Source organism: Brucella sp. TWI559 (genome assembly GCF_039674265.1).
Lineage (GTDB): Bacteria > Pseudomonadota > Alphaproteobacteria > Rhizobiales > Rhizobiaceae > Brucella > Brucella chromiisoli.
Genome location: NZ_JBDJNE010000038.1, coordinates 1 through 9,686 on the forward strand (window position 1 = coordinate 1; position 9,686 = coordinate 9,686).

Here is a 9,686-nt window from a genome sequence, read left to right on the forward strand (position 1 = left end):
AATAATATCATGACCCGAATAGTTCAAAAAATAGCGCGGGGTGGAGCAGCCCGGTAGCTCGTCAGGCTCATAACCTGAAGGCCGCAGGTTCAAATCCTGCCCCCGCAACCAACGATAACTGCACTTGCACCAAGCCCTTCTTAACGAAGGGCTTTTTTGCGTTTAAGCCTTCGCGCATCCTAACCATAAGAACGGCCAGAAGTGCCTTCTCCTTCAAGAAGCGGAGGGGCTTCCTGCCGCAGGCGAAGGTCAGGCGTTGGTGGTGAAGCACAGCAATGCGCTCGCATCGGTGGGTACGCCTACCGAAAGATGAAATAGCCTTGTCGCATCGTTCGCTGTCGTTTTTCAGGCTGTTGTAGACTAGGTGTGCTCCGAAAGCAGTTTCCCGGCGATCTCCATAGCCTCTTCGCGCGATGAGGCGAGCTGCAGCGGATAGCCCCAGAACTTGGCGAAGGCGGCACCGAAGGGCTTGAATGCGAGACGCTTGGCGGCGCTCGGCTCGATCACGATCATCGCCAGAACCAGCGCTCTAAGTTCGGCCTTATGCTTCTTCATCCAAAGCGACGTGCGCTTTTTTTCTTCATGACTGTGCTCGTGGTCTTCGACCGGTGTTGAATCCGTAATGAGAACAAAAGGTGTGCCACGCTTCAGATTTGCTTCCAACGCCTCGAAGTCCTCGTCGTGATCGTGGTCTGGGCCCTGATCGTAACTCATCCAGACGATGGGAAAGTTTGCACTGTCCAAAGGCATGTATTGTCTCCTTGCCGGGATGGATGCATTAACTCGGACGGATGCGCCGCCCCTGAGATGGCCAGCGCGACCGCGCCCGGAAGCGTGACTGCCAGCAGCTCCAAGGCAAAGAGACAGCTGATCGCCGTATTTCCCTTGACTATGAAAAGCAATAGGTCGGTCTGCCAGAGGTGTCATTGCGCAATCGTGACATAATATTTTTCGATCCCGCCAAGATGAAAACGCGCGACGCAGATCTTAAGAGACGGGTTCTTCTCCCAGACTGTAGGCTTGATCCATGAGATATCGCGCCGGGGGTTTCCCTAGCGCCTTTCGGAACATCGTCACAAAACTGCTCGCACTTTCATATCCGAGATCTATCGCGACATTTTGAACGGTTTCGCCGTCACCAAGTCGTTGAAGGGCCAGGACAACATGCAGCTGGCGTCGCCAACGACCAAAGCTCATTCCCGTTTCTGCAAGCAGTGACCGGCTCAAGGTGCGTTCACTTAATCCAATTCTGGCTGCCCATTGGGCGAGCGTCGCTTTGTCCATCGGGTGTTTGAGAAGCAAGTCTGCAAGCTGCCGAAGGGGAGCAGATTTGGGCATAGGAAACGAGAGCTTCATTTCTTGCGCCGCCTCAAACTCATCCAACAGGACAGCCAGGATGCGAAAATCGGCGTCGAAGAATGGCGCATCAACAGGCAACTGCGCGCACCTAATAATCAATTCCCGCAAAAGGGGCGAGACGGAAAGTGTTGCGCACGACCTTGGCTGCTTGGTGATCAATTCGGGTTCTAAAAAGACAGCATAACATTCAATATTGCCTGACATGCGTCCCGAATGCACTTTCCCTGCGGGCATCCAGAGCGCAGAATGGGGAGGGACAATCCACACACCATCGTCTGCTTCGCAAGTCACCATTCCTTTGAGGTTAATCAGAAGCGATGCCTTTCTGTGAGCGTGTTGCCCCTTCTCCCAGTAGGAAATGGCTTTTTTGGCGCCTACGGCAACGAGAGGTTTCTCCACCGTGTCAGGATCAATGTCGTTCTCGAATTCTTCCAGAATGGGCATTGAAACCTCTTCGTCATCTTCCACAAGTCTTGGCACAGATGCTTACGCCAGCCAAGCGCTGCTATAGTGCCTTAGACAGATTTTGAAACTCCTGTGCCCGGGACACGGCCTTGGCTTACAGAAACAACCTTGCTTCCGACGTAACCCGCAGCGCTGAACATTTCATAACGCTCGCCAAACAGGTTGCGCCCGAAGCCGTAAATTTCGAAATCTCCGCCAGTGTTTTTCCAGCCAACCCTCGTATTGACGACGTGATAGGCGTCAAGGTCGAAGGTGGCCTGCACGTCGTCAGGGCGAGAGCTTTTAAATTGATAATCGACGGCGGCATTGAACGAACCGGGTAGCCGGTGGATTTGGGTTCCTAATTCCTCAAGGCGTTGGAAGACATGCGACTGCTGATCCTTAGGTGTTTGACTTGAACACTAAATCGGACGCCGGCACCAAATCTGGCGCGTTTACCAATCGACACACTATTGTGTCAGCACTTAAGTTTAAATTGACCAGGCTTTTAGTATTTTGCGCAATGTCGAGAGGCTCTGATAGCCCGCTTCCAATCCTGCAACAGCGAGTGGTGCGCCCTCTGCGCAGCGACGCATGACATGCGAGACCCGCAATCGCTGCCGCCATTCGATGAAGCTCATGCCTGTTTCAGATCGAAACTTGCGCGTCATCGTCCGGCGGCTCATACCGACTTTATCAGCCCAATCATCGATGGTGAGATTATTGCCCGGATCATCAAGCAAATCCCGGCAGAATTTGCGCAGCGGTTTTTCAGAAGGCAGCGGAACCGTATATGGCTGTGGACCGGCATTGCGAATTTCATCGAGAATAAGCGCTGAAAGATGGTGTCCTCTGCCGCTTTCATCGTAGAGAACCGGTTCATTTGCAAGCGCCTGGATGCTCGCATCAAGCAGCGCTGAAACTTTCAGAATTCTTGTTGGACCCCAGAAGCCCCGTAAAACGCGTTCCTCCAGATAGACAGAGTGCATTCTGGTTTCTCCGAACGTATGAACCGCATGCGGGAGGTCAGGGGCAATGAGAATTGCGTAGCCGCTGGGCAGCATGAACGCCCCTTCTTCCGTCATTGCCGTCATATAGCCGCTGTTTCCTAACAGAAGCTGCCCGCGTCGATGGCTGTGCCATCCGAAGTTTGTACTCGTCGTGTATTCACGCCGCATCACAGCCAGAGGTCGGTCGATGTCCTGGTAATCAATGGCATACTTCGGTTGCATTCTATCTTCCATTTGGCCCAATTTGACTTAAAAAGTCATATTTGATGGAAATTGCAGAATTTTGACCCGATTGCAACCGAGTTTGGCCTGACTCAACAGGTCATGATGAATATATTCTCATCCGCAACGCATTGATATGCATGCGTAATTTAGAATTATTCTGAACTCTACGATTGCGCAACAACAAAATTGATAGCCAAAGCCTGCAGTCGTTATCGTCAGCGGGACATATGTCGTTCGTTTGATGAACGACCAGGAGAACTGAATTGAATACCAGTGGCGTCGCTGCCCGCGAACGAAATCCAAATCACAACACAGATTGTTTCTCAGGACAGGCGTTATTCAAGGCGATACTGCTTTCGGGCGTGGCTGCACTTGCAGTGGCCAAGCCGACGATGGCTCAGGAAGCTGGGACTATCCAACTCAAAACCATTGAGGTCCAGACTGGCGATGGCACTGGCCCGCGTACGCCTGTGAAGGGATACATTTCTAACTATAGCCGCGCCGCCACCAAGAGTGACGTTGCTCTTCGTGAAGTCCCGCAATCAATCTCTGTTGTAACCCGCGATAATATGGATGACAGAGCCGTTCAGTCGGTGAGTGAGGCGATGCTTTACAGCGCCAATGTGAATGCGCAGCGTTACGGCGCCGATGTTCGATCTGATTATTTCACCGTCCGCGGTTTCCCTGCAGATCTTTATCTTGATGGTTTGCGCATTCCCCAGATTGCGAGCCAGCCGGGTGGCTATTCCGGTTTCGTTGTTGAGCCTTATTCGCTTGAAAGCGTAGAAATTCTTCGCGGCCCAAGCTCTGCACTTTTTGGGCAGAGCAATGTAGGTGGCATCGTGAATATGGTTAGTAAAGCGCCGCAAGTTGAAGCGGCTCACGAGATTTATTTACGTGGCGGAAGCTTTGAGCGCAAAGAACTAGGTTTTGATACGACCGGCGCGATTAATAATGATCCACGATTTACATATCGTCTCAATGGCATGTTCCGTGACAGTAACACTTATTACAAGTTCGGCAAAAATAATCGTTTTGCTATTAATCCAAGCTTCGCGTGGCGCCCCGATACGGATACGAGTCTGATTGTATCGGGCGGTTATCTCAAGGACGATATGGGGCAGGCAGGCGTCATCATTCCTGCTTACGGGAGTGTTCTGCCAAGTCCAACGGGGAAGACTATTTCACGTCATTTTTCAGATGGCGATCCACGCAATGCCGTGTATAAGAAGGAGACTGGCTACGTAGGATATGCGTTTGAGCATCGCTTCAACGATACTTTCACGGTCCGCCAGAACTTCCGATATTCGCACATGAAAACCGATTATCGCAATTTATTTACAGGTGTTTTGCCGACGAGCGGTTGGAATGGTTACACTATTCCGCGCACCAATTATCTCGCGCAGCCAAAACTAGACGCACTCGGGTTTGATACGCAATTGGAATCGCGTTTCGATACCGGCCCAATGTCTCACACATTGCTTATTGGTGTAGATCAACAGTGGCAGAGATTGGACAACTATACAGCGTCTGCGCGTGGTCCTTCTCAAGACTTGTTCAACCCAACTTATGATCAGGATGTTGCAAGCCTTTCGCCTACGAACCGCCTGCTTCAAAAGCAGTACCAGACGGGCATATATGTACAGGACCAGATTGAAGCGGGTAATTTCCGTTTAACGTTTGGTGGTCGTAAGGACTTTGTGCGTATTGATTCAGAGCAGACGGCACTTTCAACCGGGCGCATTGTGGATTACGAGCAAAATCCCAATAAATTTACGGGGCGCGTCGGTGTCGCATATCTGTTCGATTCAGGTTTTGTACCTTATGCACTATATTCGACATCGTTCTTGCCAGTGCTTACACTTTCCGACACGCCTTTGAAGCCAACAACAGGTACGTTGAAGGAAGTCGGTCTGAAATACGCACCGGAAGGCGAGGACTATTCGGTAACGCTCTCGGCATTTGAAGCCGAACAGCAAAATGTCGTCAATCGTATCTCCGGCATTTATTATCAAACCGATGAAGTGCGTGTTCGTGGTGTTGAACTTGAAGGAACAGCACGCTTGTGGAACCGGTTGAACCTGACTGGCGCACTGAGCTTCCAGGATCCGGAAGTGAGTGAAAGCCAGAATCCGGCTCAGATCGGCAAACTGCCTTATACTGTTCCAAAGAACCAGCAGTCACTTTTTGTCAGTTACGACATGCCCTTGCCAAACAGCATCAACGGTAATCTGGTTGTTGGTGGTGGCGTGCGGCGTATCGGTAAGACGGCGGGCGACACGCTCAACACGTTCTACGTGCCATCCTACACACTTGTTGACGCGTTCCTGCGTTACGATCTCGGTAACTATCGCTTGCAGGTCAATGCCTATAATCTTGGCGATAAGAAATATGTGGCAGGGTGTAATTCAACAAGCCAGTGCTATTTTGGCCAAGGCCGTTCCGTTATGGCAACGACGAGTGTTCGATGGTAGCAGCGTTATCCCGTCGCGGGCTTTTAGTGGGGGCGGCTTTGGCCGCCCTCGCGCGCGCTGTCGCTGCACAAACGCCCCGCAAAATAGTTTGCCTCGAGTGGGCAGAGACAGAAATGGTTCTTTCACTGGGGCTTGTTCCGTCAGGAGTTGCTGATCTCGCTGGCTATAGGCAATGGGTGCGTATCGACAACGAAGCGCTTGTTGGCTCCGTTGACGTGGGTGGACGTCAGCAACCCAGCCTTGAAGCCCTGATGCGCCTCAAGCCGGATCTGATTGTGACCTCTGCATTGCGTCATGCAACGATTGCGGCCCGATTGGACGCAATCGCACCGACCCTTCTCCTGGATGCAGGCTCCAATGCTCCAGATTTCTACGAAGCTGCAAAACGCGATCTTTCAACTGTTGCAACAGCCACCGATCGCGCGGCGATCGGAGAGGCCGAATGGCAGTCATTTGAACGGAAACTGGTTGCCGTTCAAAAAAGAAACCGCGATGCCGCCAAGCTGGTTGTTGCGCAGCCGTTACCTGGGGTCGCCAGGTTGCGTATTTTCACGTCCAATTCTCTAATCATGAGGACACTTGCGAAAGCCGGGTTCTCCGCCGGCGCCGACCTCGGCAATCAACCCTATGGCTTTACGACAATTGGGCTTGAAGAGTTGGCCTCGCTAAGCGTCGATACAAAACTGCTGGTGCTCGGTGAAGCAGTGCCGATTGAGCTCAGTCAAAGCGCCATCTGGCCTGTTCTGCCGATGGTGGCTGCCAAACAGGTCTATGCGATCGGTGGCGATATTTGGCCATTCGGATCCACAAGATCAATGTTGCGCCTCGTTGAAAAAGCGACCAGTGCCCTCGCAGTCTGACAGACATCATCTGATGATATCGGCGTATTAACGCGATTGTTTTCGCATCAAGATAATAAACAACGGGGTCCCAATGAAGGCCGTGACTATGCCTGCCGGGATTTCGTGTGGCGCAATTATGGAGCGTCCTATCGTATCTGCCAAAACAGTCAGAATCGCGCCTATCAGTGCTGTGACTGGCAAGAGATGCCGGTAGCGCGCACCGCAAAATAAACGCGCAGCATGTGGTGCAATCAACCCTACAAATCCGACGGCGCCGACCGCAGCCACGGCGCCCGCAACTGAAAAGGCGGCGAGCGCCATCGCCAAAATTCTCGTCGAGACGGGATTAACTCCCAGCGATTGGGCGCCGTCTTGCCCCAGCGCCAGGATGTCGAGCCGCTTTGCAAGCACCATTGCCACCAGTAGAAGGATGAGCCAGGGTGCGAGTGCTTCAACATCCTGCCAACTGCGCGCATGGGTTGATCCTGCAAGCCAGGAAAGCGCTTCAGCAACTTGCAGTTTGGCTTCAATGACCACAATCGTGCTCAGCGCTGACAGACTTGCTGCAATCGCCAGTCCGGTCAAGGCAATGCTTGCTGGTGACAAACGGCGCCCGAGTACCGATATCAAGATAACGACGCTACTGGTGCCCAGGGCTGCGAACAAAGCAAAGAGCGGGCCCCCTGGAACAAAGCCTGTCAGGAGTGCAAGCAAACTGGCGAGCGCGGCCCCTTGCGCAAGCCCAAGAGTTTCGGGCCCCGATAACGGGTTTCGGGTAACGGCCTGAAGCAACAAACCTGCGATGGCCAATAATGCGCCTGCGCCACCCGCGATGAAAACCCGAGGCATGCGCAGCGCATACACAATGTTCCAATCGATTTGCCTGCCGGCTGTGCCGTCGCCAAACGTGAGCCCTGCCAAGACTGCTGCAGATAACACCAGCAAGAGGGTCCCATAAAGCGTGGGCTTTCGCGCAAACAGCACGCTCCCCAACAAGACATTGGCGCGGGCGCCTGCCTCAGTCTTTACCTTGCGAAGGACCACGATCAAAACCGGCGCTGCAAGACAAGCCGCGAGAATTCCGGTCGGAACAACCCGGCCTTCCTTGCTCAACGCTTGCGCGATAACGTCGGCGCCCAACAAGGCGACCGCACCCCAAATGCAAGCCGCTGGCAACAAAACACGATGTTTGATTAAACCAGTTGCCCGCAAGAAATTAGGGACGGCAAGGCCGATAAAGCCAATCGGTCCAGCAATGGAGACAGCTGCTCCAGCCAGCACGACGCAGACCAAAAGTCCAATGATGGCTGTGGCCTTTCCCAGACCGAGGCTCGATGCAATATCGTTGCCCAAATTCATGATATCCAACTGTCTGCCAAGCATAATCAGCAGCACAATGCAGGCGAAAACCAGTGGAGCGAGCGATACAATCTTGCTCCAACCGGTCTGATCCAGAATGCCGGAAGACCAGAGAATAATTCCGGATGCACGGTCGTCTGCGGTCAGAATGATTGCAGAGGTGAGTGCTGAAAACGCCAGACTGACAGCGACCCCCGCCAGTGCCAGCCTGACCGGTTGCGCGCGCAATCCACCGCCCACCGACAAACAAACCAAGCCACCGATCGCGCCGCCGAGAATGGTCGCTGCGAAACCGGGGAAGGCAAATGGCAACAACAGGCTCGATATGACGAGAGCAAGTTGTGCGCCGCTTGTCACAGCCAGAATATCAGGCGCGGCGAGAGGATTGCGCAGGATCGTCTGCATGATGGTACCGGCGGCGGCGAGCGCCGCTCCGACAAGGATGGCTGCCAAAACCCGCGGGAGCCGGATCGTTTCGATGATAATCTGAGCGACCGATTGCGGTCTTGAGGGGGCCAGCAGCAGATCCTGCATCGTGACCTTGCCGCTGCCAGCAATCAGGTCTGCAAAGGACAGAAGGACCAGCAACACAATTCCAAGGATGATCAGGTTTCCAGCACGCCCGAAAGCGCGCGATCCCATCGTTGTTGCAGCATTCATTCTCATTCTCTTACGGCCGATCGCGATGCTGGACCCAGCGGGGGAGGCAGAATGGGATCGGTAAAGCCGGATGCTGGGTAATATCGATGTCGAAATCAAACGCCTGTTTGAGGTGCGGCTCGGTGAATACCGTTGCAGGCTCCCCTGTTGCCATCACACGCCCTTTACGCATCAGGATCACATGATCTGCGAGTTCAATCACCTGGTTGAGATCGTGGAGTACGGCAACGATCGTCAGCGCGCGATCTCGGTTCAGCTTTTTCAACAGCGTCAACAGTTCAGACTGGTGACGAATGTCGAGAAAATTTGTCGGTTCATCGAGGAAGAGAACAGAGGGATTTTGCGCAAGTGCGAGCGCAACCCAGGCCCGTTGCCGCTCACCACCTGAGAGCGATGCCACATGCCTGTGACGCAAGTCTTGTAGACCAACCTGGGCAATTGCACCGTCAATAAATCGTTGATCCTCCGGTCCCAGCCTTGAAAACAAACGCCGGTGCGGATGTCGACCATTTTCAACCAGTTCCTCGACGGTCAGTCCAGCTGGCACTTCGGGCATCTGGCCAAGCACCGCAATCTTGCGGGCCAGATCAATGCGCCGCAGATGACGAATGTCGGTTCCTTCAAAGAACACCGATCCTTGCGAAGGCGCTTGTAGTCGCGCCATGCTCCGCAACAAAGTGCTCTTCCCCGAACCGTTCGCACCGCAGATAACGGTTATTTTTCCTGGCGCAATGGAGACGCTGACAGCAGCTAATGCCGATGCATTGTCAAAAAGGACGGACAGATCGGTGACACGAATAACTGCATCTTCCATTCTATCTCATCTTCCCTATGAGGCTACATCCATGCTTGGAATAGTCAAGACAACCGTATCAGGCAAGTGCAATAGTAGCCATTATGGCGCGCTGGTTTATGGTGCACCGGAACACTGGTGCATCGATGCACTAACGCGGCAATGAGCAACGTTTTGGTTGACGATAACAGCCTTGCCCAGCTGTGTCCTTATGGTCAGCCCCGCATCTGTGTCGGGTTCAAGTGCAGCGTCAAGACGATGAATGACGGTCATTGGCAGGATCAAGTCGCGATATTTAGGCCGGCAACGCGATCATGGACGAAGGAGAAGCCGATCACTGCATCGACCTTGCGAAGCAGGTGATCCTACGGCATCAGACTGTCGAGCGTTACCATCTCGAGAACCGTCCGTTCGGGCACAGGTTTCTTCAATATGCCCCAGTGAATGATAAACCCCTGGCTGTGGCCAGGGGTTTATTTGCAGTCTGAGGGCAGCTGAAGCTGCCCTTTTGGGTTGTCTG

At 53.3% G+C, this 9,686-nt stretch carries 8 protein-coding genes, 1 tRNA gene and 1 pseudogene; 4 read left to right on the forward strand and 6 right to left on the reverse strand.

All coding sequences use genetic code 11. From position 1 onward, the window contains the following. The first annotated feature begins 34 nt into the window (after positions 1–34). Positions 35–111: transfer RNA gene (locus ABE530_RS18980), tRNA-Met, on the forward strand. 249 nt (positions 112–360) lie between these two features. Here ABE530_RS18980 and ABE530_RS18985 read toward each other — a convergent pair. Then, entirely contained in the window at positions 361–750 is a 390-nt protein-coding gene (locus ABE530_RS18985) for a hypothetical protein (protein ID WP_499695626.1), read from the reverse strand. A gap of 237 nt (positions 751–987) precedes the next feature. Beyond that, the gene (locus tag ABE530_RS18990) at positions 988–1,803 is read right to left on the reverse strand and encodes an AraC family transcriptional regulator (RefSeq protein WP_499695627.1); all 816 of its coding nucleotides are present in this window, start codon (positions 1,801–1,803) and stop codon (positions 988–990) included. 110 nt (positions 1,804–1,913) lie between these two features. On the opposite strand from ABE530_RS18990, the gene ABE530_RS18995 reads away from it, so the two are divergent. After that, positions 1,914–2,147: a hypothetical protein gene (locus ABE530_RS18995; RefSeq protein WP_499695628.1), complete on the forward strand. Its 234-nt coding sequence runs from the start codon at positions 1,914–1,916 to the stop codon at positions 2,145–2,147. A 147-nt stretch (positions 2,148–2,294) separates the two neighbouring features. Here the strand turns inward: ABE530_RS18995 and ABE530_RS19000 are convergent, their stop codons facing one another. After that, positions 2,295–3,035, reverse strand: coding sequence for an AraC family ligand binding domain-containing protein (locus tag ABE530_RS19000; protein ID WP_499695629.1), 741 nt, complete (start codon positions 3,033–3,035; stop codon positions 2,295–2,297). A gap of 266 nt (positions 3,036–3,301) precedes the next feature. On the opposite strand from ABE530_RS19000, the gene ABE530_RS19005 reads away from it, so the two are divergent. Further along, positions 3,302–5,512 (forward strand): TonB-dependent siderophore receptor, encoded by a 2,211-nt coding sequence (locus tag ABE530_RS19005; protein WP_499695630.1) that lies wholly within the window; start codon positions 3,302–3,304, stop codon positions 5,510–5,512. Then, positions 5,506–6,372, forward strand: a complete 867-nt coding sequence (locus tag ABE530_RS19010) for an iron-siderophore ABC transporter substrate-binding protein (protein ID WP_499695631.1) — start codon at positions 5,506–5,508, stop codon at positions 6,370–6,372. The genes ABE530_RS19005 and ABE530_RS19010 overlap by 7 nt, the downstream gene beginning before the upstream one ends. 27 nt (positions 6,373–6,399) lie before the next feature. Here ABE530_RS19010 and ABE530_RS19015 read toward each other — a convergent pair whose 3' ends face one another. The 3 genes and pseudogenes from ABE530_RS19015 to ABE530_RS19025 form a co-directional block, all read right to left on the reverse strand. Continuing rightward, entirely contained in the window at positions 6,400–8,373 is a 1,974-nt protein-coding gene (locus ABE530_RS19015) for an iron ABC transporter permease (RefSeq protein ID WP_499695632.1), read from the reverse strand. Between the two features lie 10 nt (positions 8,374–8,383). Beyond that, positions 8,384–9,187 carry an ABC transporter ATP-binding protein gene (locus ABE530_RS19020; RefSeq protein ID WP_499695633.1) on the reverse strand — a complete coding sequence of 268 codons (804 nt, stop codon included), beginning with the start codon at positions 9,185–9,187 and terminating at the stop codon, positions 8,384–8,386. A 275-nt stretch (positions 9,188–9,462) separates the two neighbouring features. Continuing rightward, positions 9,463–9,600, reverse strand: a pseudogene (locus tag ABE530_RS19025) (IS5/IS1182 family transposase); the annotation flags it as partial. Positions 9,601–9,686: the final 86 nt, after the last annotated feature.